Origin of the sequence: Streptomyces sp. 840.1 (assembly GCF_003751445.1) — a bacterium.
Classification (GTDB): domain Bacteria; phylum Actinomycetota; class Actinomycetes; order Streptomycetales; family Streptomycetaceae; genus Streptomyces.
This window is the reverse complement of sequence record NZ_RJUU01000002.1, coordinates 606,759-631,267: the sequence shown is the minus strand read 5'-3', so window position 1 is coordinate 631,267 and position 24,509 is coordinate 606,759. Positions and strand designations below refer to the sequence as shown.

At 70.8% G+C, this 24,509-nt stretch carries 24 protein-coding genes; 7 read left to right on the top strand and 17 right to left on the bottom strand.

The annotated features are described in order from the left end of the window. Positions 1-165: 165 nt before the first annotated feature. The 3 genes from EDD93_RS29165 to lnt all read left to right on the top strand — a co-directional run bounded on the left by EDD93_RS29165 (position 166) and on the right by lnt (position 3,357). Positions 166-1,044, top strand: coding sequence for a universal stress protein (locus tag EDD93_RS29165; protein WP_123528475.1), 879 nt, complete (start codon positions 166-168; stop codon positions 1,042-1,044). A gap of 54 nt (positions 1,045-1,098) precedes the next feature. Continuing rightward, a complete protein-coding gene (locus EDD93_RS29160; protein ID WP_123528474.1) occupies positions 1,099-1,602 on the top strand; it encodes a nuclear transport factor 2 family protein in 504 nt (167 codons plus the stop codon). A 111-nt stretch (positions 1,603-1,713) separates the two neighbouring features. Beyond that, entirely contained in the window at positions 1,714-3,357 is a 1,644-nt protein-coding gene (lnt, locus tag EDD93_RS29155; protein WP_123528473.1) for an apolipoprotein N-acyltransferase, read from the top strand. Positions 3,358-3,375: 18 nt separating this feature from the next. On the opposite strand, the gene EDD93_RS29150 is transcribed toward lnt, so the two are convergent. From EDD93_RS29150 to EDD93_RS29140, 3 genes are all read right to left on the bottom strand, one after another. Then, complete coding sequence (locus EDD93_RS29150; RefSeq protein ID WP_123528472.1) at positions 3,376-3,735, bottom strand: hypothetical protein; 360 nt, start codon at positions 3,733-3,735, stop codon at positions 3,376-3,378. 109 nt (positions 3,736-3,844) lie between these two features. Continuing rightward, a complete protein-coding gene (locus tag EDD93_RS29145) occupies positions 3,845-4,744 on the bottom strand; it encodes a Gfo/Idh/MocA family protein (protein WP_123528471.1) in 900 nt (299 codons plus the stop codon). Between the two features lie 20 nt (positions 4,745-4,764). Further along, entirely contained in the window at positions 4,765-6,015 is a 1,251-nt protein-coding gene (locus EDD93_RS29140; RefSeq protein WP_123528470.1) for an FAD-dependent monooxygenase, read from the bottom strand. A 90-nt stretch (positions 6,016-6,105) separates the two neighbouring features. On the opposite strand from EDD93_RS29140, the gene EDD93_RS29135 reads away from it, so the two are divergent. Then, positions 6,106-6,720 (top strand): TetR/AcrR family transcriptional regulator, encoded by a 615-nt coding sequence (locus EDD93_RS29135; protein WP_123528469.1) that lies wholly within the window; start codon positions 6,106-6,108, stop codon positions 6,718-6,720. A gap of 106 nt (positions 6,721-6,826) precedes the next feature. After that, entirely contained in the window at positions 6,827-7,291 is a 465-nt protein-coding gene (locus EDD93_RS29130; RefSeq protein WP_260255979.1) for a hypothetical protein, read from the top strand. Between the two features lie 77 nt (positions 7,292-7,368). Here the strand turns inward: EDD93_RS29130 and EDD93_RS29125 are convergent, their stop codons facing one another. From EDD93_RS29125 to EDD93_RS29070, 12 genes are all read right to left on the bottom strand, one after another. Beyond that, positions 7,369-7,854, bottom strand: coding sequence for a hypothetical protein (locus EDD93_RS29125; RefSeq protein WP_123529411.1), 486 nt, complete (start codon positions 7,852-7,854; stop codon positions 7,369-7,371). Positions 7,855-7,984: 130 nt separating this feature from the next. Continuing rightward, a complete protein-coding gene (locus tag EDD93_RS29120; RefSeq protein ID WP_024492348.1) occupies positions 7,985-8,668 on the bottom strand; it encodes a uracil-DNA glycosylase in 684 nt (227 codons plus the stop codon). A 117-nt stretch (positions 8,669-8,785) separates the two neighbouring features. Beyond that, on the bottom strand, positions 8,786-10,366 hold the full coding sequence (locus tag EDD93_RS29115) for an ABC transporter substrate-binding protein (RefSeq protein ID WP_123528467.1): 1,581 nt from the start codon (positions 10,364-10,366) through the stop codon (positions 8,786-8,788). A 118-nt stretch (positions 10,367-10,484) separates the two neighbouring features. After that, positions 10,485-11,240, bottom strand: coding sequence for an SDR family oxidoreductase (locus EDD93_RS29110; RefSeq protein ID WP_123528466.1), 756 nt, complete (start codon positions 11,238-11,240; stop codon positions 10,485-10,487). Positions 11,241-11,260: 20 nt separating this feature from the next. Beyond that, on the bottom strand, positions 11,261-12,022 hold the full coding sequence (gene fabG, locus EDD93_RS29105) for a 3-oxoacyl-ACP reductase FabG (protein ID WP_123528465.1): 762 nt from the start codon (positions 12,020-12,022) through the stop codon (positions 11,261-11,263). Positions 12,023-12,234: 212 nt separating this feature from the next. Next, positions 12,235-12,618 (bottom strand): DUF3037 domain-containing protein, encoded by a 384-nt coding sequence (locus tag EDD93_RS29100; protein ID WP_123528464.1) that lies wholly within the window; start codon positions 12,616-12,618, stop codon positions 12,235-12,237. Continuing rightward, complete coding sequence (locus tag EDD93_RS29095; protein ID WP_185092558.1) at positions 12,615-13,466, bottom strand: HipA family kinase; 852 nt, start codon at positions 13,464-13,466, stop codon at positions 12,615-12,617. Before EDD93_RS29095 ends, EDD93_RS29100 begins: the two co-directional genes overlap by 4 nt. 428 nt (positions 13,467-13,894) lie before the next feature. Then, positions 13,895-14,419 (bottom strand): MATE family efflux transporter, encoded by a 525-nt coding sequence (locus EDD93_RS40425; protein WP_260256034.1) that lies wholly within the window; start codon positions 14,417-14,419, stop codon positions 13,895-13,897. Further along, positions 14,374-15,252 carry an MATE family efflux transporter gene (locus tag EDD93_RS40420; protein WP_260255978.1) on the bottom strand — a complete coding sequence of 293 codons (879 nt, stop codon included), beginning with the start codon at positions 15,250-15,252 and terminating at the stop codon, positions 14,374-14,376. Before EDD93_RS40420 ends, EDD93_RS40425 begins: the two co-directional genes overlap by 46 nt. After that, positions 15,249-16,235 (bottom strand): phosphotransferase family protein, encoded by a 987-nt coding sequence (locus EDD93_RS29080; RefSeq protein WP_123528462.1) that lies wholly within the window; start codon positions 16,233-16,235, stop codon positions 15,249-15,251. Before EDD93_RS29080 ends, EDD93_RS40420 begins: the two co-directional genes overlap by 4 nt. Positions 16,236-16,488: 253 nt before the next feature. Next, entirely contained in the window at positions 16,489-17,637 is a 1,149-nt protein-coding gene (locus EDD93_RS29075; RefSeq protein ID WP_123528461.1) for an NAD(P)/FAD-dependent oxidoreductase, read from the bottom strand. Between the two features lie 68 nt (positions 17,638-17,705). Beyond that, positions 17,706-19,214 carry an MDR family MFS transporter gene (locus tag EDD93_RS29070; RefSeq protein WP_123528460.1) on the bottom strand — a complete coding sequence of 503 codons (1,509 nt, stop codon included), beginning with the start codon at positions 19,212-19,214 and terminating at the stop codon, positions 17,706-17,708. Between the two features lie 193 nt (positions 19,215-19,407). Between EDD93_RS29070 and EDD93_RS29065 the strand changes: the two genes are divergently transcribed. Continuing rightward, positions 19,408-20,088 (top strand): TetR/AcrR family transcriptional regulator, encoded by a 681-nt coding sequence (locus tag EDD93_RS29065; protein WP_185092557.1) that lies wholly within the window; start codon positions 19,408-19,410, stop codon positions 20,086-20,088. Positions 20,089-20,140: 52 nt separating this feature from the next. Beyond that, positions 20,141-20,827 (top strand): TetR/AcrR family transcriptional regulator, encoded by a 687-nt coding sequence (locus tag EDD93_RS29060; protein WP_123528458.1) that lies wholly within the window; start codon positions 20,141-20,143, stop codon positions 20,825-20,827. A gap of 279 nt (positions 20,828-21,106) precedes the next feature. On the opposite strand, the gene EDD93_RS29055 is transcribed toward EDD93_RS29060, so the two are convergent. After that, positions 21,107-22,870: a thiamine pyrophosphate-dependent enzyme gene (locus tag EDD93_RS29055; RefSeq protein WP_123528457.1), complete on the bottom strand. Its 1,764-nt coding sequence runs from the start codon at positions 22,868-22,870 to the stop codon at positions 21,107-21,109. Between the two features lie 13 nt (positions 22,871-22,883). Beyond that, on the bottom strand, positions 22,884-24,467 hold the full coding sequence (locus EDD93_RS29050; RefSeq protein WP_123528456.1) for an FMN-binding glutamate synthase family protein: 1,584 nt from the start codon (positions 24,465-24,467) through the stop codon (positions 22,884-22,886). Positions 24,468-24,509: the final 42 nt, after the last annotated feature.

Genomic DNA, 24,509 nt, shown 5'->3' with positions numbered 1-24,509 from the left:
TTCGTGAACTCCGCGGGCGGTCCGGCGCCCGGCGGCACATCCTGACCTGCCGCCGCCCGACCCTGCCGGGAGGCCCCCTGCCGGTGCGCGCCGTAGCGTACGGAGTACGTCCCCGGCGCGCGCGTGCCGGACCGGGACTCCCGCCGGCGCACTCCGGAGCAAGCCATGACCAGCAGCACCGAGCTTCCCGTGATCGCCGGCGTCGACGGTTCGCCGGCCGGTCGCGACGCACTGGACTGGGCGGCCCGCGAGGCGCAAGGCCGGGGCCTCGGGCTGGTGGTCGTACACGCGCTGGCGCCCACCCGGCGGGCCGGCCAGGAGGCGCAGCAGCGTGAGGCGGAGGAGCTGCTCACGGAGTCGGTGGCCCGGGTGAACGAAATCGCTCCCGGGCTGCACCCCACGACCCTCGCACCGCTGGACTTCCCGGCGGCGGCGCTGACCGCGCTCAGCCGCGCCGCGTCGATGGTGGTGGTCGGCTCACGCGGACTCGGCGGCTTCCGTTCCCTGATGCTGGGGTCCAACAGCCTGGCGACGGCGTCCATGGCCCGGTGCCCCGTGGTCGTCGTCCACGGCGGGATGCGGGAGGGCGACCCGGCGGACGAGGGGGAGGCCGAAGCGGAGGACTTCAGGGACGTCGTGGCGGGTGTGGCCGCCGACGAGAGCAGCGGGCCGGTGCTGGAGTTCGCCTTCACGGCGGTCGCGTCGCGGCCCGGCGCGCGGCTGCGGATCGTGCACGGCTGGACGATGTTCTCCTCGATGCTGTCCGGCGGGCCGGCCTTCGACCGGGACGCGGCGGTCGGCTCGGCCGAGCGCACGCTCGCCGAGCTCACCGCGGGCCGGCGGGAGATGTACCCGCAGGCCGAGGTCGTGATGGAGCCCGTCAACGGCTCCGCGTCGCGCACGCTGGTGGCGGCGTCGGCGACCGCGGCGCTGACGGTGATCGGGAGGCGCAGGGGCGGCGAGTCCCTCGGTCTCGGTCTCTCCCCGGTGGCGCAGACCACGCTCACCCACGCGCGGGGCCCGGTGGCCGTGGTCCCCGGCTGACGCCGTCGGTGCACGGCTCTTGGCCCCTGACGCCCTTGGGCCCAGACTGACCCGATGACGCAGCGTGTGGATCTCTCGACCGTGATGGACCGGATCTCCATCGACGCAGTGATCACCGGCTACGCGGTGGCGGTGGACGACGGCGAATGGGCGGACTACCGGGCGCTGTTCACCCCGGACGGCCGCGCCGACTACCGCACCGCGGGCGGTATCGAGGGGCCCGCCCCCGAGGTCGCGCAATGGCTCTCGCAGACCATGCTGCTCTTCCCCGTACGGCAGCATCTGATCGTCAACCGCCGGCTCGACCTCCAGGATCTCGGCGGCTACCCGGGCGACGGCGCCCGGGTCCAGGCCGACTACATGAACCCGATGCGGCTCGGGAACGGCACCGAGGGCGCCGGGGGCGCCCCGGACGAAGCGGCCGCGACGGCACCGAACTTCGTCTCGGGCGGGCGTTACGCCTTCGAGCTGGTCCGTACGGAGGGCGGCTGGCGGATCCGGTGTGTGACCGTTCACGAGAAGTGGCGGAGCATGACGGGCGCTCTCGCCGCCGAATGATCCGCGCCGGTCCGCTTCCGCTGCCCCACACTGGGGGAGAACACGGGAGCGGGCTCCCGAGGGACCCGGTGACACGGGCAGGACGATACGGGCAGGACGAGGAGGCGCTCCATGGGGACCGGGGCCGGGCAGCGGCGCGAGTGGGGCGAGCGGATACTCGGATCCACCCTGTGGCGTGGCGTCGCCGCGCTCCTGGCCGGTGCGCTGCCGGCACTCGCGTTCCCCGCTCCGGCGCTGTGGTGGTTCGCCTACGTCGCCCTGGTGCCCCTGCTGCTGCTGATCCGGTCCGCCGCCACGGGCCGGCGGGCGGCCGTGGACGGGTGGCTCGGCGGCACCGGATACATGCTGGCCGTGCACCACTGGCTGATGCCGAGCCTCCATGTGTTCATCGTGGTGCTGGCGGCCCTCCTCGGGCTGCTGTGGGCCCCGTGGGGCCTGCTCGTCTCCCGTCTGCTGGGCGGGCGACTGTCCGGCACGGCGGTGGTGGCGGCCGTGATCGTGGTGCCCTGCGGCTGGCTGCTGATCGAACTGGCCCGCTCCTGGGAGGCGCTGGGCGGCCCGTGGGGGCTGCTGGGCGCGAGCCAGTGGCAGGTGACACCGGCGCTCCGGCTGGCCTCGGTGGGCGGGGTCTGGCTGGTGAGCCTGCTGGTGGTGGCGGTGAACACCGCGCTGACCGTGCTGCTTGTGGCCTCGGCAGCCCGCACGGTGGCCGTGATCTCGCTCGTGGCGGGTGCCGTGGTGGTGGGCTCGGTGTGGATGTGGGCGCCCCGGCCGGAGCGTTCGGGAGAGGCCCGGATCGCCGTCGTGCAGCCCGGTGTCATCGAGGGGCCAGGCAGTGTGCAGCGCCGGCTCGCCCGCAGTGAGGAGCTGACGCGTTCGCTGGCGGGCCGGGACGTCGACCTGGTCGTGTGGGGCGAGAGCAGCATCGCGGTCGACCCGGTCCGGCGGCCCGAGGTCGCGGCCCGGATCGCGGCGCTGTCGCGGCTGGTGGGTGCGGATGTGCTGGTGAACGTGGACGCCAGGCAGACCGACGCGTCGGACCGGACCGGCATCTTCAAGAGTGCGGTGCTGGTGGGTCCGCAGGGACTGACCGGGGACCGTTACGACAAGATGCGGCTGGTTCCGTTCGGCGAGTACGTTCCGGCCCGCTCGGCACTCGGCTGGGCGACCTCGATGGGCAGGGCCGCGGGCGAGGACCGGCTGCGCGGCAGCCGGCAGGTGACGATGACGCTGCCCGGTGCGGACGGGCTGCGCATCGGTCCGCTGGTCTGTTTCGAGAGCGCGTTCCCCGACATGAGCCGGCAGCTGACAAGGGACGGTGCGCAGGTGCTGGTCGCCCAGTCGTCCACCTCGTCGTTCCAGCACGGCTGGGCGCCCGCCCAGCACGCCTCGCTCGGCGCTCTGCGGGCCGCCGAGAACGGCCGCCCGATGGTGCACGCCACGCTGACGGGCGTCAGTGCGGTGTACGGGCCGCAGGGCGAGCGGATCGGGGCTCCGCTCGGTACCGACAGGAGCGGCGCCGAGGTGTTCGGCGTGCCCATGGCCGGCGGGACCACCCTGTATGTCCGGCTGGGTGACTGGCCGTTGTACGGCGCGCTGGTCGTCCTGGCCGCGTTCTGCGCCTTCGAAGGCGTCCGGTCCGTGCGCGGCAGGCCCGGCCGGTCCGTACCGGCGGGCGCGGTCGCCGCAGGCGTCACGGACGGCGGCGCGGCGTCCGTGCGGACCGCACACCCTGCCGCGGAGCCCCGTGCGTGAGGCATGAGGGGTGGGCGCTCAGAACGTGTTCCGGCCCGGACCGTTCACGGTGATGATGTCGCCCATGGCGTCCACGGTGAGCGCGATCCGTTCGACCTTGCTGGTCACACCGAGCACCAGCCACACGGCGCCCCAGAGGAAACAGCTGAAGACCGTCAGGACAGCGTGCAGCACATGGTTCAGGGGGCGGCCCCTGACCATGACGACCTGGGTCTCGGAGCGGGACTCCACGCGCCAGCCGCACGCGACCCGCTGGCTCACCGCCCAGTCGAGGATCAGGGCGCGCTGCATGGCGTCGGGCGGACGGCCGTCGGCCGAGTAGTAGCCGGGCGGGGGCTGGAGAGCACCCCAGCCCTGGGGCTCGTGGCGGGGTTTCACGAGGTCACCTCCACGGGCCGACGGTCCATCTCCTCAGCCTGCATCGCCCCCGGTCCGCACGCATCCGGAGGAACGACGGCCCCGGCCGAGGCCCGGGGGCGGAGGGCCCTCAGGCGCAGTCGAGGTCGCGCAGGACGCGCTCGCACAGCTCGTGCGTCTCCAGCGCGTCGCGGGCGCTCAGCGTCCGCCCGGCCCGCACGGCGTCCAGGAACGTCAGCACGCTCTGCTCGATGCCGCGCTGGCGGGCCACCGGCACCCAGTCGCCGCGCCGCCTCACGCTCGGCTGGCCCTTGTGGTCGATCACCTCGGCGAGGTTGACGACCTCGCGCTTGGAGTCCTGGCCGGAGACCTCCAGCCGTTCCTCGGTCGAGCCGCTGAGCCGGTTCATCGCCCCGATGGCGGTGAACCCGTCGCCGGACAGCTGGAGCACGACGTGGTGCATCAGGCCGTCGCGGATCCTGGCCCGTACGACGGTGTGCTCGACGGGCCCGGGTGCCAGGAAGCGCAGGGTGTCGACCACGTGGATGAAGTCGTCGAAGACCATGGTCCGGGGGTCCTCCGGCAGTCCCACCCGGTTCTTCTGCATGAGGATCAGCTCGCGCGGGTGCTCGGCGCACTGGGCGTAACCGGGCGCCAGACGGCGGTTGAATCCGACGGTCAGGCCGACGCCTCGGGCCTCCGCCAGCTCCACCAGCCGCTCTGACTCCGCGAACCCGTACGCCAGCGGCTTGTCGACATAGGTGGGCACGCCCGCCTCGATCAGCCGGCCGGCGATCTCCGGGTGGGCCGCGGTCGGGGCGTGCACGAACGCCGCGTCCAGCCCCTGGGCGAGCAGCGAGCCGAGGTCGGTGTGGCACTGCGCGGCGGGGATCCGGTGGGTCTCCGCGACGGCGGCCAGGGTGGCGGGGGTACGGGTCTGCAGATGCAGTTCGACCCCCGGCAGGGCGCTGAGCACCGGCAGGTATGCCTTCTGCGCGATGTCTCCGAGCCCGATGCAGCCGACCTTCACTGGGTCTCCCTCTTTGCTGTTCAGCGCCGTGCGTCGCGGTTCTCGTCCGTGGTGGTCCACCTCGGTCGTACTACCGGCGCGTCGTTCGTCCCGGCAGCATACGTGTGCTGCGGCGGACGCCAGTCGGCGATGCCGTCGAAGGTGCGCAGGACGAGACCGGGCCCGAGGCGGGAGGCCGTGGACATCGCGAAGTCGCGCAGCGCGACGGAGACGGGACCGGACAGGCGCATCAGCCGCGAGACCTGTGCCGCCTTGCGGACGACGGCGGTCGTCCGGGGCAGCCGGTCGGCGGTGTACGCGGCGAGGCCGGCGCCCGGGTCGGCCCCCGGTGCCATGTGGTGGGCGAGCACGACGGCGTCCTCGATGGCCTGGTTGCCGCCCTGGCCCAGGGTGGGAGCCATGGCGTGGGCGGCGTCCCCGACGAGCACCGTACGGCCGCGGTGGAAGGCGGGCAGCGGGTCGGTCATCTGGTGGACGTCGTTGCGCAGGACGGCTCCGGGTTCGGCGGCGTCGATGATCGCGGGGACCGGCCGGTGCCAGTCGCCGAACCGGCGCAGCAGTTCCGCCCGCTCGTCGTCGGCGGCCCGCGCACCCGCCGGGGCGACCGCCGCCGCGTACGCGTAGATCCGGCCGTCCTTGAGCGGCTGGGTGCCCCAGAGCGCGCCTCGGCCCCAGGTCTCGTGCGGGGCGAAGGACTCGGCGGGCGCGGGCACGAGGACGCGCCAGGTGGTGAAGCCCGCGTACGAGGGGCCGGGGTGGTCCGGGAAGAGCGCCTCCCGTACGGCCGAGTGGATGCCGTCGGCGCCGATCACGAGTTCGGCCTCGACGGTCCCGTCCGGAGTGCCGACCACGGCGGGCCGGCCGCCTGCGGTGCCCGGGTCCACGAGGCGGGCCGGGCACCCGGTGCGGATGGCGGAGGCGGGGAGCGCGGCGGCTATGTGGCCGACCAGGGTGGCCCGGTGCAGCAGGACGAGTGGGCCGCCGAACCGCTCGGCCGCCGCGGCGCTGTCGGTCCTGGCGAGCCAGCGGCCGCCCGGTGAGCGCATGCCGCCCTCGCCCTGCCAGGCGGCCAGGGACCTGATCCCGTCGCCGAGCCCGATGACGTCCAGGGCGCGCTGGGCGTTGGGGGCGAGGCTGATTCCGGCACCGACGGGCTCCAGCGTCCCGGCCCGTTCCAGCACGGTGACCTGCCAGCCCGAGCGGTGCAGGGCCACCGCCGTCGTGAGCCCACCGATTCCGCTGCCGATGACAACCGCGCGGGGTGCGTGCATGACTCCTCCTCGATCCCGGAACCGGGAAACTACACCTGTAGTAACAACTCCAACGTACTACACCTGTAGTTCCAGCGGTAGGTTGATCCCATGGCCACACGCACCACCGGCTCCGCACGGGCCGATCTGATCACCGACGCCGCGCTCGGGCTGCTGGCCGAACGCGGCATGCGGGGGCTGACGCACCGGGCGGTGGACGAACGGGCCGGACTCCCCCAGGGCTCGACGTCCAACTACGCCCGCACCCGGCAGTCCCTGCTGGAGGCGACGGTGCGCCGGCTGGCGGAGCGGGAGGCCCGGGTCCTGGCGCCGGGCGAACTCGCGCCACCCGGACCGGCGGCGGGCGGGGCCGTACCCCCCGGGCCGGACGCACTGATCGCGGGTCTGGCGACGGCCCTGCACCGCTATCTGACCCGCCACCCCGAACTGCTCGTCTGCCGGTACGAACTCGCCCTGGAGGCCACCCGCCGCCCCGAGCTGCGGGCCTTCTTCGACGCGGCGGGCCGGCAGTTCCGCGAGCCGCTGGTCGCGCTGATGACGGCGGCCGGGTCGCCCGAGCCCGAGCGCCACGCCCTGTCCCTGGTGGCCTGGTGCGAGGGGATGATGTTCTCGTGCGCGGCCGGCTCCTACAGCAGCTCCGTGCCCTCCGAGGCGGAGCTGCGCACCGGCTTCGGCGAGCTGTTGCGCGGGATGCTCGGACCCTGAGGCGCGGACGGCACGCGGGGCGCGGCGCTGACCGGGGTCACTCGTGCGGATCAATCCGGGGATTCCGGCCCACTCGACGGCGGGTCCGCACAGCAGAGTTGATCAGGTGCATCGAACCAGTACCACCGTGAAGCTCCTGGTCGCCGTGGCGGTCACGGCCCTGTCCGGGTGCGTCTCCGTCCAGCCCCGGCCGAGTGCCCCGCCGCCACCATCGCCCGGCCCCACCGCCCAGGACCTGGCCCCGCAGATCGGCCGCCCCCCGGTCCGCGACGTCCTGGAAGCCATCCCCGGCCCGAAGCGGTCCGCCGCCACCCGCGCCGCCCGGGAGCCGGCCGCCCCGCCCGCCGCTCGTCGCAGCGAGCCCCGCGCCGCACCCCGCGCCCCGCGGCCACGGCGCGTCCCCGGCCCCGCGCTCCCCCGCCCGCCGCGCCGGGCCGCGCCCGCCGCGCCCGTACCGGCACTGCCGCCGCCGGTCACCGGGGCGGATGTCTGCGCACTGGGACGGGGATACGGGCACTGGCCGGCGGGCAGTCCGCAGTCGCGGATCTGCGACCACACCTACGGCCACTGACGGCTGACCGCACACCGAGAACACCGACGACACAGCCCCGGCCGGGCGGCACGCCGGGCGCCGCCCGCCCCAGCCCCTCAGAGTTCCCGCAGGCGCCGCTCCAGGCGCCCGATGGCGGCCCTCACCCCGTCCCCGTAGCCGTCGTCGCCCCCGTCCTGTGCCAGTGCTCCGGAGGCGTCCCTGGCCCGGTCCAGATGGATCCGGGCCGCCGCCGGGCGCCGGAGTTTCACGTAGTCCGCCGCCAGGTTGAGGTAGAGCGACGGGTAGAAGGCCCGTACCGCGAGGGCGTCGTGGTGTTCCGCGACGCGCTCGTCGGTCAGCGTCCGGGCGGCGGCCAGCGCCCGCAGGTCCCAGACCAGCTCGTCACCGGGATCGTCCTGGGTGTCCGCCATGTAGTGCGCGAGGGTGCACCGGTGCAGGGCGTCACCGTCCGCACCGATCTCCGCCCAGAGGAGGCCGAAGCGGTTGCGGGCCTCCTCGCGGTCACCCCCGTGCAGCAGCATGATCGCCTGGCCGATTCTGGTCATGACGACGTCTCGCGACGCCTCCTGCTGCTCCGTCACTGCGGTCTCCCTCGTACCCGTCCGCCTGCGTCCGACCGGATCCATGCGGTTCCTTACGGTTCCGGATGGTTCCGGCCGGTTCGACGCTAACCGCAGTGGCGCGCGCCCGCACCCAGGCTCCGGCGCGCCATCAGCCCAGGTCGGGGATGCGCCAGTCGATGGGCTGGTGCCCCTGCGCCGCGACGGCCTCGTTGATCTGGGTGAAGGGACGGGACCCGAAGAACTTCTTGGCCGAGAGCGGCGAGGGGTGCGCTCCCTTCACCACCACATGGCGCTCCTCGTCGATCAGCGGGAGCTTCTTCTGCGCGTAGTTGCCCCAGAGCACGAAGACCGCCGGGTCGGGCCGGGACGCGACCGCGCGAATCACCGCGTCGGTGACCTTCTCCCAGCCCTTGCCCTTGTGCGAGTTGGCCTCGCCCGCGCGCACGGTCAGCACCGCGTTGAGGAGCAGCACGCCCTGTTCGGCCCACGGCATCAGATATCCGTTGTCCGGGACCGGCAGGCCGAGCTCCTCCTTCATCTCCTTGTAGATGTTGCGCAGGGACGGCGGGGTCTTCACACCCGGCCGCACGGAGAAGCACAGCCCGTGCCCCTGCCCCTCGCCGTGGTACGGGTCCTGGCCCAGGACCAGGACCTTCACCTTGTCGTACGGGGTCGCGTCGAGCGCGGCGAACACCTGCCCCCGGGGCGGGTAGACCGGTCCTGCGGCCCGCTCCTCCTCGACGAACTCGGTGAGCTCCTTGAAGTACGGCTTCTGCAGCTCTTCGCCGAGGACGCCGCGCCAGGACTCGGGCAGCTGGTCGGTGTCGGTCACGTCAACAACCTCCGGTAAGCAATCAGTTCTTGATCTCAGAACCTACCGGCGAGCACTGACAACGGAGCCGGGAGCCTCCCGCCCGCTCCGGGGCGGGGCCGCGAACCGGCCGGCGGGCTACCAGCTGGCCTTGCGGTACAGCTCCCACATCTGCATGACCGTCTGCGGGTCCAGGGCCCGCTCGCCGCCGCCGATGTCCTCGCCGGCCGCCACGTACAGCTTGCCCTGCCACAGCGGCAGCAGCCGGACGTCGTCGACGAGTGCCTTCTGGGCCACCTCGAACTGCTGGCTGACCGCGCCCCGGTCGCTCTCCTTGCGGGTCTGGGGCAGCACCTGCTTCGTGATCTCGTCCTTCGCGTACGGCATGCCCGTGATGCTGTCCTTGCCCACGAAGGGGGCGATGAAGTTGTCCGGGTCGGGGAAGTCCGGGAACCAGCCACGGCCGAAGACGGGGTACTCCCCCTTGGTGAAACCTGCCTGGAACGTGTTCCAGGGCCGGCTCTTCAGCGTGATCCTGAAGAGACCGGAGGCCTCCAGCTGGCGCTTGAGCTCGTCGAACTCCGGAGCCGTCGAGGATCCGTACCGGTCGGTGGTGTACCAGAAGGTCATCGCGACCGGCTCGTCGATACCGGCGTCCCTGAGGATCTTCTTGGCCTTCTTGGCGTCCGGGTCGCCGAAGGTGTCGAAGAAACTGGTCGTGTGCCCCGCGATGCCCTTGGGCACCATCGAGTAGAGCGGTTCGGCGGTGCCCTGGTAGACCTTGGCCACCAGCGCGTCCCGGTCCACCAGCTGGGCGATCGCGCGCCGCACGGCCGGCTTGCCGGCGGCCGGGTCCTTGGGGTTGAAGACCAGGAAGCGGATGTCGGCGCCGACCGACTCGACGAGCTGGAGGTTGCTCTTCTTGTCCTCGTTGTCCTCCAGGCTCACCACCTCCTCGGCGGTGAGACCTCGGTAGGTGGCGTCGATCTCGCCCTTCTTGAGCGCCGCGACCATGGCGCCGGACCCCTTGAAGTACCGGATGGTCACGGCGTCGTTCTTGCGGTCCGCGAAACCCTTGTAGTCGGGGTTCTTCACCAGCTCGGAGCGCTCACCCTGCTTGTACGCGTCCAGCAGGTACGGCCCGGACCCGGTGACCTTGCCGTCGTCACGGATCTTGTGTGCCGAGTACTCGCTCGGCGCGACCAGCGACATGGCGGGCGTGGCCAGGATGAACGGGAAGGTGGCGTCCGGCTTGGTCAGGTGGAAGATGACCTCGGAGTCGCCCTTGGTCTCCACCTGGTCCAGCGAGCCGAGCATGCCGACGGGGCCGCCCTTGACCGCGATCGTCCTGATCCGGTCGATGGAGTACTTCACGGCCTCGGCGTCGAGCTTCTCGCCGTTGGAGAACTTCAGCCCCTCGCGGAGCGTGCACCGGTAGGCGGTACTGGTGGTGTCGGTGAACTTGCAGTGGTCCGCCGCGTCCGGTTCGGGGCTCGTACTTCCGGTGGGGAAGCTGACCAGCGTCTGGAACACGTTGCGCATCAGTTCCCAGGAACCGTCCCACGCCGCCGCCGGGTCGAGGGTGGAGGGTTGGCTGGTCGTCCCGACGGCTAGCTTCTGCTCCACGTCCGAACCGCTGTCGGACAACAGACCGCAGCCGGCCAGCAGAGACAGGGAAGCAAGGGCTGCAGCGGCCTGCAGACTGGCCCGGTAGAACACGCGCACGCTCCTCGATCAGCCATGGGTCGGCAGACCATACCGCAGCGCCCCGTCGGGTCAATCCGCTGGCCCGACGGGGCACTTGAGTCAATCAGGGCCAAACCCGCTCAGGCTGTTCTCAGCCCACGCCCGAGTTCAGGAAAATACCGCCGTCGACCACCAGGGTCTGTCCGGTGATCCAGTCGGACTGGTCCGAGGTGAGGAAGGCCGCGGCGCCGCCGATGTCCTCGGGGACACCGAGCCGTCCCATCGGGTAGGCCGCGGCAGCCTCCTCCTCGCGCCCCTCGTACAGCGACTGGGCGAACCTGGTCTTCACGACCGCGGGGGCGATCGAGTTGACCCGCACGACCGGCGCGAACTCGTGTGCCAGCTGAAGGGTCAGGTTGATCATCGCCGCCTTGCTCATGCCGTACGCGCCGATGAAGGGCGAGGCGGAGACGCCCGCGACGGAGGAGATGTTGACGATCGCCCCGCCGTTGTCCTTCTGCCACGCCTTCCAGGTCTGCTGCGCGAAGCCGAGCGCCGAGATCACGTTCGTCTCGAAGACCTTGCGGGCGACGTTGAGATCGAGTTCGGCCATCGGGCCGAAGACCGGGTTCGTACCGGCGTTGTTGACCAGGAAGTCGACCCTGCCGAAGGCCTCCATGGTGCGCGCGACGGCCACCGCCTGGTGGGCCTCGTCGTGCGCCTTGCCCGCCACACCGATGACACGGTCGGAGCCGAGCGTCTCGACGGCCTCCTTCAGCGCGTCCTCGCCGCGTCCGGTGATGCACACCCGGTCGCCCCGGGCGACGAGCGCCTCGGCGATGCCGTAGCCGATACCCCGGCTCGCGCCGGTGATCAGCGCGACCTTGCCACTGTCCTGCACAGTCATGATGTCCGCAGCCCTTCGGGTCAGTTGAGCGGTCCGCCGGCGACGTACATGACCTGGCCGGAGACGAAGCCCGCCTCGTCGCCCGCGAAGAAGGCGATGGCGTTGGCGATGTCCTCGGGGAAGCCGACGCGCTGCACCGGGATCTGGGTGGCGGCCGCGGCCTGGAACTCCTCGAAGCCCATGCCGACGCGCTCCGCGGTCTGCGCGGTCATCTCGGTGACGATGAAGCCGGGCGCGACGGCGTTGGCGGTGATGCCGAACTTGCCGAGCTCCTTGGCGAGCGTCTTGGTGAAGCCCTGCAGCCCCGCCTTGACCGCGGCGTAGTTGGCCTGGCCGCGGTTGCCCAGGGCGGAGGAGGAGGACAGCGAGACGATCCTGCCGAACTTCTGGTCCACCATGTGCTTCTGAACGGCCTTGGCCATCAGGAACGCGCCCTTGAGGTGCACGTTCATCACGGTGTCCCAGTCGGACTCGCTCATCTTGAAGAGCAGGTTGTCACGGAGCACACCCGCGTTGTTGACGAGGATCGTCGGGGCGCCGAGCTCGGCGGCGACCCGCGCGACGGCGGCTTCCACCTGGGCGCTGTCCGAGACGTCACAGCCGACGGCGAGGGCCCGGCCCCCGGCAGCGGTGATCTTCTCGACGGTGTCCTTGCAGGCCGCCTCGTCCAGGTCGAGTACGGCGACGGCGCGGCCCTCGGCCGCCAGGCGTACCGCGGTGGCGGCACCGATGCCCCGTGCCGCTCCCGTCACGATGGCTACGCGCTGCTCGGTGGTGGACATGCTTGGTTCTCCTCGCCCTTGGATCGCGGCTCAGCGGACGTCAGGCCCACTCGCCGCGGAATGCTTCTTCCCCGCGAGATGGTTCCCGATAACTGAGCAACCGCTTAGTACCTTCAGCAGTCGAGACGCTAGAAGGCCTGGCACCCGGTGTCAACGGCCCGCGGACGCAGCGTCGCATGTCACACCCCGAGGCAGCGGCAACCGGGCGCGGATCAGCGCACCAGAAGGTCGAGCAGCCGTTCCACCTCGGCGGCCGGGTCCGTGGTGAGACCGCTGTGCACGGGGCTCGGCTGGATGACGGTCGAGCGCGGGGCGATCAGCCAGCGGAAGCGCCGCCCGGCGTCGTCGCCCGCCGCCTGGCCGGCGTCCACGCCGCCCCGGCAGATCCCCTCGACGCCGTACAGGGCGGCCCGCACGCCGGTGACGTCGGCGCCGGGGTCCAGCGCCCTGAGCTTCCCCTCGTCGAGTTCGGTGCGGGCGGCGACGAACCCCTTCGCGCGGCAGTAGACGACCACACCGGCGTTGAAGAACTCACCGCGCTGCACGCGCGGCACCACGCGCAGCAGGGCGTACTCGAAGACAACACGTTCGCTCACGGCCGGCCGCTCTCGTCGCTGTTCTTGGTGCCACGCCTCGGGGCGAGGCGTTCGGTGAGCCAGCCCGGGGCCTGGGACGGCTTGTCGGCGGTGGGCGTGTCCAGGACGATCCGCTCGTGGATGGTGGCCGCCCGCGGCAGCAGCGCCTCCACGTAGGCACGCCGGAGCTGATCGGTCGAGTCGAAGCCGGGCTCGTCCACCAGCCACTCGTCGGGCACGTCGGCGGCGACCTCGGTGAGCAGTTCCTCGGTCACCAGCGGCGCGAGTTCGGCGGCGGCCGCGGCGACATCGGGGGCGAAGGGGGCCAGCGCGTGGTCCGAGGCGTTGTAGGGCTTGGCGGCGGAGGCCTGGGCGCCGGGCCAGTTGTGGTGCCAGATCATGGTGGCGCCGTGGTCGATGAGCCAGAGGTCGCCGTGCCAGATCAGCATGTTCGGATTGCGCCAGGACCGGTCGACGTTGTTGATCAGGGCGTCGAACCAGACGACACGCCCGGCCTCGCGCGGATCCACCTGGTAGGCGAGCGCGTCGAAGCCGAGCGAACCGGGGAGGAAGTCCATCCCGAGGTTGAGGCCGCCACTGGCCTTCAGGAGTTCCTGCACCTCCTGGTCGGGCTCGGCGAGACCGATGACCGGGTCGAGCTGCATCCGCACGAGCTCGGGAACGCGCAGCCCGAGCCGGCGGCCGAGCTGCCCGCAGATCACTTCGGCGACCAGCGTCTTGCGCCCCTGACCGGCACCGGTGAACTTCATGACGTACGTACCCAGGTCATCGGCTTCGACGATCCCGGGGAGCGAGCCACCTTCACGCAAAGGCGTGACATAGCGGGTCGCTACCACCTCTTCCAACACTTTCCCAGGCCACCCATCTCTTCAGCCTTGCAATCCACGGACGATCTCTCCGAGACGCGAGGGCGACAACCGGCGGTCAACGACGCTGGGGAGCATCTGGGGAGTTTCGACCGGCGTGCCGCTCTCCCCGCTCCCCAGGCAGTCCGTCGATGGTGCCCCGCCCCTTGCTGCCGGCCTCCGGCAAGAAGTGAGCATAGTAACCGAGGGTGATCGCGGGCGAGGAGTGCCCGAGGCTGCTGCCCACTGCCAGGCTTTCGCCCCCTCGGCACGCGGCGGGATGACGCCGGTCTGAGCCGAGGCGGGCTTCCAGGGCGACCGGGACACTGCCGCCGTCGTCCTTGGTGTGCCCGTCGGGGTGTCGTCACTCCGCGGCCCCGACAGGCACTTTGACATTCCTGGGCGACGCCATAGCACCTTGCAGGACCTCCTCACGATGCCTGCGGCGTTGCGTCCCGCAGCCGCCGCATCAGCCAGAGGGCCACGATCGCGCCGGCTGCTTCGCCTGCGGCGAGTGCCGCCCAGAGCCCCTCGGCCCCCAGTCGGCCCAGCGTCGCGACCAGCGGGATCTTGATCAGGAGGAGGGTGCCGAGGGTGAGGAGGTAGGCGGGAGCGGGGCGGCCCATCGACTGGGAGTAGGCGGCCACAAGCGGTGCGAGTCCCGCGACGGTCATGCCCAGGGCAAGGACACGCAGGGCTCGGGCAGCGTTGTCGACTGCGGCCGGATCATTCAGGAAGAGACCGCTCACAGGGTGCGCCAGTACAGCCAGGGCCGCGGCGGTGACGGCACCGTAGACCAGCGAGCTGCCCAGAGCGAGATTACGAGCCCGCAGGGCCCGGCCCATCAGGCCGCGGCCGGCGTTGTAGCCCACGATCGGCTGCAGACCTTGGCTGATACCGGTGTGCGGCATCAGCACGAAGGTCTGCAGGCGCACGCAGACGGCGTAGGCGGCCAGAGCCGCGGCAGACCCGGTCGCAGCGAGGGTGGAGTTGACGAGGACGGCCAGCAGGGTGAGCCCGATCCGGCCAGGAACGAGGGCAGTCCAATGCCCAGCAGCGCCCGCAGCGTCGGACCGTGGGGCACCAGGCTGCTCGGATCGATGCGGTAGGGGCGGCCGCGCTGCGCGAAGAAGAACCAAAGACTCAGTGCGGCGGACACGGCCTGGCCCCCGACGGTGCCGAGCGCGGCGCCCTCCACGCCCATGCCGAATCCGAAGATCAGCAAGGGGTCCAGGGTGATCTGCACTGCAACGGGCACGAGCCACAACAGCGTGGAGAACCCCATCCGCCCCTCGGCGCGCACCAGACTGGAGAAGCCCGTCGAGACGAGGGCGCCGCACAGCAGTATCACCGCGTACGGGCGCGCACTGTCGCGCAGTTCGCCCTCTGCTCCGAGGAGTGTGAGCAGTGGATCGAGCAGAGCGAGTCCCACCGTGGTGGTGACGACCGCGCACAGCCAGAAGAGGGTGAAGGAGTTACCGGCAGCGCGGGCGGCGGCCTGCCGGTCTCCCGCACCCAGGGCGCGGGAGACCAGGGAAGCGCCGCCCGCGCCGACGGTGGTTGACACCGCGCCGAGCAACAGCAGCAAAGGGGCGACCAGATTGACCGCCGCCATCGCGGTGTCACCGACACCGTGGCCGACGAACCAGGCGTTGGTCAGGGCGTAGATGCCGTAGACGCCGACGGCTCCGGTGGTCTGGGTGCATGCGTGCCACAGCAGCCGGCCGACCGGCTCGGTGCCGAGCCGGGCGGTGTGGTCGGTCGCCGCGGTGTCGGGTGAGCCTGTCACCGGCCGCTGCGGCCGAGCAGCGCCATGGCCTCGTCGAGGAGGGGGCGGGCCCAGTCGTACTGCTTGGTGTCGGTGTGCCCGCGGTACACCGACTCAATGACCATGATCAGCAAGAGGTACAGGCAGTACAGACTGCGGCGTGTCCGCTGGGTCTCGGTGAGCTCGGCATGCCCGTATCCGCGCATGAAGGCCGACGCGTCACCGAACGCGGATATCTGCGTTCCAGTGAACCCGGCCTCGATCAACGGATCACCGTAGAAAGCCCGTTCGTGGTCGATGATGCAGACGATCCTGCCGTCGCGGACCATCACGTTGCTGTCCCACAAGTCCCACTCGACCAGGCGGGGCTCGGTGACCTCGTCCAGACTGCCGGCATGCTGGGCCACTGTCGCGCGGACGGCATCGTAGCCCCAGCCGATCTCGACGCTCCGGTGCTCGCCGTCGGACAGAACGTCCTCGATCATGCCGGTGAACACCCTCCTCCAACTCGTGTCGCCGGGCTCTGCCAGTGGACCGAACCGATCGCCGCGCACCGAGTTGATTTCCCGGTTCGCCGCGCCGAGTTGTTCCATGCAGGACTCGCGCTCCGCATCGGGGAGCGCTCCGGTGATGATGCCGAGGTTGTCGGCATCGATGTACTGCATGAAGAAGTAGTCGGCGTCGCACAGCTCGTGGCTCCGGTCGGCGAAGTCCACGACCGGAACGGGTACGGACGTCTGAGTACGCAGGATGTCCAGCGTCCACAGTTCGATCGCCATGGCACCGCGCTCGTACGTCATCACCTCCACCTGTGGGGGCGGCGCGATCTTCAGCACGACCTCGGCGCCGTCGCCCAGGCGAATCCGGTAGGCGACGTTGAACCAGCCGTGTCCCAGCTCCGTGGCCCACCCGTCCCCCGAAGGGACTCTGCCGGCACCATACGCACGCTCGATCATGGCGCGCAGCACAGCGGGTGACTGGCGGTTCTTGGTGATGCTCTCCACGATTCTGTCCTCTCATCGATGGCATGGGTGCGCTGACGGATGTCCTGTGCGGGATCGGCGTACAGAGCCCGTTCCACGCCGTACATTCGTACGCTTGTGGGGTTGAGGCCATGGCGATGACTCGTGACCCGCTGGGTTGTGCGCATCGGGACTGTGACCGGCCCGTGAGGTCAATGGCGCGCGGTGTGCCGCCCGCCGTGCTCTGAGCCACCTCCCGAACCGATCTTGTGCTGTGCCGTGTGGCGTCAGGTGCTCATGCCTCCTCCGGGGTGGCGCTGAACATGGCCACGAGGTCGTCGACAGCGTTCGGGCCGAAGCAGAGGTCGATGGCGTCGGCGGATTCCCGGGCCTTTTCAGCGCTGCGGGGAAAGAGGGCTTCCTCGTAGGTGATGAGGGCCTTTTCGGGATCGGTGGGGTGGGCGGCGATGGCCTGTCCGAGTTCGGCGCCGTCGAGCATGGCGAGGTTGGCGCCTTCGCCGGCGAACGGTGACATGACGTGTGCGGCGTCGCCGAGGAGTGTCACGCCCGGGACGCGGTCCCACCTGTGACCGATGGGCAGGGCGTTGATCTTGCGGGGGATCAGCGGGGTGTCCGCGTCGGCGACCAGCGCCTTGATGCTGTCGTCCCAGCCCTCGAACTGCCGCAGCACCGCCGTCTTCGCCTCCTCGGTGTCGGTGAAGTCGATGCCGTCGAGCCAGTCCTCGGCGATCTGGAGCGAGGTGTAGATGTGCAGGCTGCCGTCGGTCTGGCGGTGGGCCATCATGCCCTTGCGGTCGGTGAGCGCGAAGAGCTGGCCGCCGCCGACGACGGCAGCGCTGCCCGGGTGCCGGGCGTCGGCGTCCAGCAGGTCACCCTCGACGAACGAGAGACCCGTATAGGTGGGCCAGGCATCGGAGACCAGCGGGCGGATACGGGACCACGCGCCGTCAGCGCCCACCAACAGGTCACAGGTGATGCTCTCGCCATCGGTGAAGGTGACCTCGTGCCGACCGTCGCCGAGCCGGCGGGCGCCGCCGGCCTGGCGGCCCCAGCGGACGGTGCCTTCGGGAACGGAGTCGAGCAGCAGATCGCGCAGCTGCCCGCGGTCGACCTCGGGACGATCGCCGTTGCCGTTGTCGAGCTTCTCCCAGTGGACGGTGGCGTGCTTGTCCAGGACGCGGCAGGCCTCGCCGCCGGCGTGGACGAGGTCGCGGAAACCGTCGTACAGCCCGGCCGCCCGCAGAGCGATCTGGCCGCTCTCCTCGTGGATGTCGAGCATGCCGCCCTGGGTACGGGCGTGACGCGAGGCTTCCAGGTCGAAGACGGCCGCCTCGATGCCGTGCACGTGCAGTGCGCGGGCGAGGGTGAGGCCGCCGAGGCCGGCGCCGATGACGGCTACGGAGTGGTGCGTGGGGGTGGTCATGGTCGTTGCTCCTTGCTGGAATGGCACGCGGTTCCGGGGGTTGTCCCCTGCCGGACCGGGGCGTGGAGTTATGAGGTGGCGGCTCCGGCCGGCTTCTCAGTCGTTGGCGCGGGCTTCTTGCCGGGGCCGGAGCGCAGGGCGACCTCCTGGATGAAGAGCGCCACGACGAAGGCGACCGCCGCACAGACGGCGCCGACGAGGAAGATCTGCTGGGTGCCGTGGGCGGCTGCGTGCAGATAGGTGTCCTTGGCGGCCTGCGTGCTGCCGCCGTGCCCCTGGACGGCGCGGGTGAACAGGGAGCCGAACACCGCTACACCGACGGAGCCGCCGAGGGTGCGGAAGAGGCTGGTGGATGCCGACGCCGCGCCCATGTCCCGCAGCTCAACGCTGTTCTGGGCGATGGTGTTGGCCATCTGGATGGTGAATCCAATGCCCAGGCCGACCAGAACCATGTACGCACTGGTGATGAAGCGGGAGGTATCGACGCCCATCGTGGACAGCAGTCCCATGCCAATGGCGAGCAGGGCGGCCCCCGCCACGGGGAAGATCTTGTACTTTCCGGTCTTCGCCATCGTCTTGCCCGCGATCATGGACGCGACGACGGTACCCGCCATCATCGGCGCCAGCAGCAGGCCCGAGTTGGAGGCTGAAGCACCCTGCACGGTCTGCTGATACAGCGGCAGATACAGGGTGCCGCCGAACATGGCGATGCCTGAGACGGTGAGCAGTACACCGGCGATCGGGAAGTTGCGGTGCCCGGTGAAGATCCGCGGCGGCAGCAGCGGATCGGCGGCACGCCGCTGAGAGGCGATGAACGCGGCGAGCAGGATCACGGCCGCCGCGGCGAGGGTCAGGATCTGCCAGGACCCCCAGGCGTACGTGCTGCCTGCCCACGTAGCCGCCAGTACGACGATGCTGATCATCGAGGTCATGAGGGTGATGCCCAGCCAGTCGATGACGACCTTGCCGGTGCGGCGGGCGGCGGGCAGCTTCAGCAGCAGTCCACACCAGACGAGACAGATCAGGCCGAGCGGGATGTTGACGTAGAACGCCCAGCGCCAGCCCAGGTTGCTGGTGATGAAGCCGCCGACCAGGGGCCCGCCGATGCTGCCGACAGCCTGGACGATGGCGACCATGCCCTGGTACTTGCCGCGCTCGCGCGGCGGCAGCAGGACGCCGATGAGTGCGAATGCCCCCGCCATCAGACCGCCGGCCCCGATGCCCTGCAGGGCGCGGAAGGCGATCAGCTCGCCCATCGAGGACGCCTGCCCGGAGAGTACCGAGCCGATCATGAAGATCACGATGGAGCCCAGGAACATGTGCTTGCGGTTGAAGAGATCGCCGAGCTTGCCCCAGACCGGGGTCGAGCAGGCGGTGGTGAGGGTGTAGGAGGTGACGACCCAGGAGATGTGGTCGAGGCCGCCGATGTCCTTGACGATGGTGGGCATCGCGGTGCCGACGATCAGACCGTCGAGCATGGACAGCAGCATTGCCAGCAGGATGCCGAGCATGACCCAGCGGATGTTCTTCGGGACGACGGGAACGTCGTCGACCGGGGGTTCGATGGACGCGGACATGGCGGATCACTCCTTTCGAATGGGAAGACTCCTCCACCGTAACGAACATGTTCGTCGCGAACAAGTTCGTAACGATCGCCAATCGCGACGATCGACGATCGTCAGCGTAGGTAATGTGAACTTTTGCGGCAATTCGGGACGAGGGCGCTTGGTGCGGATACAGCTTCCGCCGGTGCGGACTAACGTGACCGCTATGTCCGCTCCCTCACGACCCGTGCCGGTCAGCCGTCGCGCCCGCCCCGCAAAGTCCCCGCTGAGCCGGGACGCCATCCTGGCCGCCGCCCAGCGGTTGCTGGACCAGGACGGGCTGTCGGCCGTGAGCCTGCGCAGAATCGCCGTGCAGTTGGATACCGGGCCGGCCTCGCTCTATGCCTACGTCCGCAACATGCAGGAGCTGCACTCCCTGCTCCTCGACCGCACGCTCGGCGAGGTCGACCTGTCCGGCGGCTCGGCGAGCGACCCGCGCGAGCGGCTGCGGTCGATCCTGCATTCCTACGTGCGCACGCTGCTCGACCGTCCTGGGCTGGCGAAGCTCGCAGCCACTACCGTGCCGCACGGCCAGGGCGCGATGCGTCTGACCGAGGCCCTGCTCGACGGCCTGATGGCCGCCGGTGTGGCGCCGGCGTCCGCAGCCTGGGGTGTGGATCTGCTGCTCCTGCAGTTCACGGCGATCGCCTCCGAGCTGAGCTATCGCATCGAGCACGGTCACGAAATGGACGAGGTCGCCGAGGCTTACGCACAAGCACCTGCCCACGACTTCCCGCACATCCATGGGCTCAAGGAGCAGCTCTTCAGTGGCGACGGCCCCGCCCGCTTCCGCTGGAAGGTCGATGCGCTGATCGAAGGCATCAGCCAGGCGCCGCAGCCGTCCTGACCCGCGCACGCGCGAACTCGTTCGCAACGAACACGTTCACTACGCTGGGGCCATGACGACCAACCCACAGCCGCGCAGCCGCCGGGAGCGCCCCGCCAAGCCGGCACTCACCCGCCACGGCATCATCACCACCGCAGTGCGACTCATGGAGGCCGAGGGCCTGCAGCGGGTCACCATGCGCCGTCTGGCCCAGGAGCTCGACACCGGACCGGCATCGCTGTATGTGTACGTGGCCAACACCGCCGAACTGCACGCGGCGATCCTCGAAGAGCTCCTCGGCGAGGTCGATCTGAGCCCGGTCGCGGCCACCTGTGACTGGCGTGAACGCATCGATGCTGTGCTCACCTCGTACATCAAGGTGCTCTACGCGAACCCCAGCCTGGCCCAGTCGGCCCTGATCGCCCGCCCGGCCGGCCCCCACTACTTTGACCTGGTAGAGGCGTTGCTCGCGCTGCTGGCCGAAGGCGGCGTGCCGGACGGCCAGGCTGCCTGGGGAGTCGACGCACTGCTGCAGGCCGCCACCGCCACCGCAGCCGAGCACTCCGCCCGCGCACAGTCCGCCGGGGCCGAGGACGACTGGAACACCGTGCACGAATCCCTGCGCCAAGCCTCACCCACCCGGCACCCGCATGTCGCCGCGCTCCGTGCGGAGCTGATCTCAGGCCCACCGGCCGCGCGGCGCACCTGGATCCTTCAGTCCCTCGTCAACGGCATCGCACACACCCCGCGCGCGAAGTAGTCAGCCGCCAGTTCCCGGACCGTGGCTCCCTTCCTCGCCCATCTCCTTCAGGAACGCCACTGATCGTTTCAGCATGGGATCGGTGTGGGGGCTGGGCAGTTGGGTGTTGTGTCGGCAGGATTTGGCGGGTGTCTGCCGGCCTTGTGCCTGATGACCTGTGGGAACGCGTAGCTCCGCTGCTGCCGGTGCGACCGCCGCGGTGCGCAGGCGCCGGAACGGCCAGGAGGCGCCGTCGGGCGGCCGGCAGCGGGCCGAGGAGCTCGCGGCGCGGACGCGGGGTCACCGTCCGTCCCGGTCGCCCTGGCTGCGGATGACCTCCTTCATCTTGGCCACCGCGAAGCCCCAGCCCTGCTCGACGGTCGGCTTGGCCGGGACAGCGATCTCGTCCGGGTTGGTGAGCACGTCGAGCAGGACCGGGCCCGGGGTGCTGAACGCGCGCCGTACGGACTCCTCCAGGTCGGCCGGATCCGTCACGCGAATGCCGGTGAGGCCGAGGGCCGTGGCGACGGCGGCGAAGTCCGGATTGTCGAGGACCGTGCCGAACTCCGGCAGCCCGGCCTGTTCCTGCTCCAGTTTCACCATGCCCAGGCGGCGGTTGTCGAAGACGACCAGCTTGACGGGGAGCCGGCTGGTCTTCAGCGTCATGAGGTCGCCGAGGAGCATGCTCAGCCCGCCGTCGCCGCAGAAGGCCACGACCTGACGGTCCCGGTCCAGGCACTGCGCGCCGAGGGCGTGGGGCATGGCGTTGGCCATCGAGCCGAGGTTGAACGAGCCGATCAGCCGCCGGTCACCGCGCATCTCGACGAACCGCGAGAGCCAGACCGTCGCCATCCCCGTGTCGGAGGTGAACACGGCGTCGTCGGCGGCGAGCCGGTCCACCACCGCGGCCAGCGCCTCCGGGCGGATGTCGTGCGAGCGGTTGTCCAGCGCCGAGCGGAGCCGCCCGACCAGGCCCTTGTCGTGTGCCGGGTCCGCGAGCCGGGCCTGCCCGGTACGCCACTGCTCGAAGCTCTTGCGCGCTTCCTCCAGGTGCGAGCGGTCGCGGGCACCCCCGGCACCGGGCGGTGCGGCGCCGAGATGGGTGAGCAGGTCGCGGACCGTGGCACCGGTATCGCCGACGAGCCCGACCTCGACCGGGACCCGGCGTCCGATGTGCGCGGCCTCGGTGTCCACCTGGATCACCGTCCGGCCCTCGGGATACCAGTCCCGGTAGGGAAAGTCGGTGCCCAGCATCAGGAGGGTGTCCGCGTCGTGCAGCGCCGAGGCCGCGGCGGGGTTGCCGATCAGCCCGGTCTGGCCCACCTGGAAGGCGTTGCCCTCGCCCTCGAAGCCCTCCTTGGCCTTGAGGGTGAGCACCATGGGCGCGGCCAGGCGTTCGGCGAGGGCCAGCACGTCCTCGCGCGCGGCGCGGGCGCCCCGTCCGACGAGCAGCGTGATCCGTTCCGCGCCGTCGAGCAGCTCCGCGGCGCGGCGCACGGCCGACTCCTCCGGACGGCTCACGGGTGTGCTCAGCGAGAAGCGGGCCGGCCGGTCCGTGCCGAGCTCCTGGTCGCCGAGATCGCCCGGCACGCTGAGGACGGCGACGCCCTTGCGGCCCAGCGCGTTGCGCACGGCCGTCTCCAGCAGCTGCGGCAGCTGGTCCGGGGAGGTGATGGTGGCGTGGAAGACCGCTACGTCGCTGAAGAGGGCGTCGTTGTCGATTTCCTGGAAGGTGTCGCTGCCGAGATCGGCGAGCGGCACCTGGCCCATGATCGCCAGAACCGGGGTGCGGCTCTTGGCGGCGTCGTACAGCCCGTTGAGCAGGTGCACGGAGCCTGGGCCGACGGTGCCCATGCACACCCCGAGGGTGTCGCCGAGCTGCGACTGGGCGCTCGCCGCGAACGCTGCGGCCTCCTCGTGCCGGCAGCCCACCCACTCGATGTCCTCGGTGGTGCGGATGGCGTCGGTCAGCGGGTTGAGTGCGTCGCCGACGACGCCGAAGACCTGGCGTACGCCCAGCTCGCTCAGGGCATCGACGATGGTGCGGGAAACGGTTCGTGCCATGGAATCCTCCAGATCACACGGTGAAGCGGTCGGGATCGGCCGCCCTCCAGTCGGCCGCCCAGGACGCGGGCGGCCCGGCGAGCAGCTGCTCGGGCTCAAGCCATTCGTAGAGCTCCTCGTAGGAGCGTTCGGTGTACGGGTCGATGCGCCGGTGGAGCATGTGGGGGCGCAGCTGTGCGGGGTCGGTGACGCCCATGGACGCCATGATCTGCAGAGCGCTGGACACGGTCGCCTTTTGGAAGCGCTGTACGCGCAGGGTCTTGTCGCCGACGTGGAGGGCGCGGGCACGCCGGGGGTCCTGGGTGGTGACACCGGTGGGGCAGGTGTTGGTGTGACATCGCTGCGCCTGGATACAGCCCACCGCGAACATCATCGACCGGGCCGCGTTGCCGTAGTCGGCGCCCTGCAGCAGGCGTTTGACCAGATCGGTACCGGTGGCGATCTTGCCGCTCGCCCCGATCCTGATCCGCTCACGCAGCCCGGCGCCGACGAGGGCGTTGTGCACGGTGAGCAGTCCTTCGGTGAGGGGGGTGCCGACGTGGTCGGCGAACTCCAGCGGCGCGGCGCCCGTACCGCCCTCGGCACCGTCCACGACGATGAAGTCCGGAGTCGTGCCCTCCTCCAGCATCGCCTTGCACACGGCGAGGAACTGACGGCGCGAACCCGGGCAGATCTTGAAGCCGGTCGGCTTCCCTCCGGACAGCTCGCGCATCGTGGCGAGGAAGCGGACCAGCTCGCGAGGGGTGGAGAACACCCGGTGGTACGGGGGTGAGATCACCGTCCGCCCTTCCGGCACGCCGCGTACCCGCGCGATCTCCGCATTGACCTTCGGGCCGGGCAGGACACCGCCGATGCCGGGCTTGGCGCCCTGGGAGAGCTTGAGCGACACGCACTTCACGTTCTCGTGCGCGGCCTTGTCGGCGAACTGCCGGGGGTCGAAGCCGCCGTCCTGCGTACGGCAGCCGAAGTACCCGGTGCCGATCTCCCAGACGAGGTCGCCGCCGGGGCGCAGGTGGTACTCCGACAGGCCGCCCTCACCGGTGTCCTGGGCGAAGCCCCCGGCGGCGGCGCCCCCGTTGAGGGCGAGGAGCGCGTTGGAGGACAGGGCGCCGAAGCTCATGGCCGACACGTTCAGCAGAGCCATGTCGTACGGGCGGGCGCAGTCCGGCCCGCCGATCCGCACCCGAGGCGGCTCGTGCGGCACCCGGGCGGGTGCCATGGACGGGATCAGGAACTCGTATCCGGGCAGATAGACATCCCGTTCCGTGCCGAACGGCTGCTCGGCGTCGGTGCCCTTCGCCCGCTCGTACACGATGCTGCGGACGTCCCGGTCGAAGGGGCGGCCATCGAAGTTCCGCTCGACGAAGTACTGCTGGAGCTCGGGGCGGATCTTCTCCAGAAGGAAGCGCGCGTGCCCGACCACGGGATAGTTGCGCAGCACCGTGTGCCGGCGCTGCAGCAGATCCCATGCGCCCAGCAGGCCCAGCAGGACGAGCGGAACAGCGGCGCACCACCACCACGGCGAAACCAGCGCCGCGGCGGCGGCCGAGGCGAGCCCCGCGGCCAGGATGAGGAGAACCGATCCGATACGTGTCACTCACAGCTGCTAACCCGGCAGCCCGCCTCCATGCCGCCCCGC

What these genes read in the sequence shown, in the direction of transcription:
- EDD93_RS29070 (WP_123528460.1), bottom strand. Translation starts at nt 19,214, where the DNA reads ATGTCCGCGTCCATCGAACCCCCGGTCGACGACGTTCCCGTCGTCCCG.
- EDD93_RS29075 (WP_123528461.1), bottom strand. Translation starts at nt 17,637, where the DNA reads ATGACCACCCCCACGCACCACTCCGTAGCCGTCATCGGCGCCGGCCTC.
- EDD93_RS29060 (WP_123528458.1), top strand. Translation starts at nt 20,141, where the DNA reads ATGACGACCAACCCACAGCCGCGCAGCCGCCGGGAGCGCCCCGCCAAG.
- lnt (WP_123528473.1), top strand. Translation starts at nt 1,714, where the DNA reads ATGGGGACCGGGGCCGGGCAGCGGCGCGAGTGGGGCGAGCGGATACTC.
- EDD93_RS29055 (WP_123528457.1), bottom strand. Translation starts at nt 22,870, where the DNA reads ATGGCACGAACCGTTTCCCGCACCATCGTCGATGCCCTGAGCGAGCTG.
- EDD93_RS29065 (WP_185092557.1), top strand. Translation starts at nt 19,408, where the DNA reads ATGTCCGCTCCCTCACGACCCGTGCCGGTCAGCCGTCGCGCCCGCCCC.
- EDD93_RS29165 (WP_123528475.1), top strand. Translation starts at nt 166, where the DNA reads ATGACCAGCAGCACCGAGCTTCCCGTGATCGCCGGCGTCGACGGTTCG.
- EDD93_RS29140 (WP_123528470.1), bottom strand. Translation starts at nt 6,015, where the DNA reads ATGCACGCACCCCGCGCGGTTGTCATCGGCAGCGGAATCGGTGGGCTC.
- EDD93_RS29160 (WP_123528474.1), top strand. Translation starts at nt 1,099, where the DNA reads ATGACGCAGCGTGTGGATCTCTCGACCGTGATGGACCGGATCTCCATC.
- fabG (WP_123528465.1), bottom strand. Translation starts at nt 12,022, where the DNA reads ATGTCCACCACCGAGCAGCGCGTAGCCATCGTGACGGGAGCGGCACGG.
- EDD93_RS29110 (WP_123528466.1), bottom strand. Translation starts at nt 11,240, where the DNA reads ATGACTGTGCAGGACAGTGGCAAGGTCGCGCTGATCACCGGCGCGAGC.
- EDD93_RS29135 (WP_123528469.1), top strand. Translation starts at nt 6,106, where the DNA reads ATGGCCACACGCACCACCGGCTCCGCACGGGCCGATCTGATCACCGAC.